A 689-nucleotide genomic window follows, 5' to 3' on the forward strand; every position below is an offset into this window, starting at 1 on the left:
AATCACAGCCTAACCCTATTTGACCGAGGATTTTACTCGCTCGGCCTGCTGCACGCTTGGCAGCAAGCGCAACCTGATAGCCACTGGTTGTTGCCATTGAAGAAAGGCACTCAATATGAGGTGGTGCGAACGCTAGGAAAGCATGACCAGAGGGTGAAACTCACCACGACACCTCAAGCCAGAAAGAAATGGCCGCAGCTCCCTGAAACTCTTGAAGCGCGTTTATTGACTAAGACAGTGAAAGGTAAGTCAGTCGCCATTTTGACCTCGTTGACAGACCCGATGCGTTACCCCAGCGAAGACATCGTCGACTTATATGCCCATCGATGGGAAATCGAACTGGGCTATAGAGAGATGAAACAACATCTACTGGAGAGCCGTTTTACGCTTCGCAGTCAACTACCGGAGCTGGTGACTCAAGAGTTATGGGGCGTGCTACTGGCCTATAATCTCATTAGATATAAGATGTTGCTGATGGCTAAAAGCTTGCCATCGGTCCATCCCAATCAACTGAGTTTTCGGGATGCGGCGAGTTATATCATCTTCAAGTTGACACAACTGTCATCACAAACACCGGGGAATGTCCCGAGAGACGTATTGGATATAGAACGAAATGCACGGCAATTTAAGCTGGATGGTAAACGGGAAAGGGCATATCCACGAGTCCTTAAAATGAGCAAAAACAAGTT

Annotated in this window: 1 pseudogene; it reads left to right on the forward strand. The window is 48.0% G+C overall.

Annotated elements, in window-relative coordinates:
- A pseudogene (locus tag M0413_RS22720) lies at positions 1-689 on the forward strand (IS4-like element ISSba6 family transposase); the annotation flags it as partial.

The sequence above is a fragment of the Shewanella sp. 8A genome (genome assembly GCF_023475945.1).
Classification (GTDB): domain Bacteria; phylum Pseudomonadota; class Gammaproteobacteria; order Enterobacterales; family Shewanellaceae; genus Shewanella; species Shewanella xiamenensis.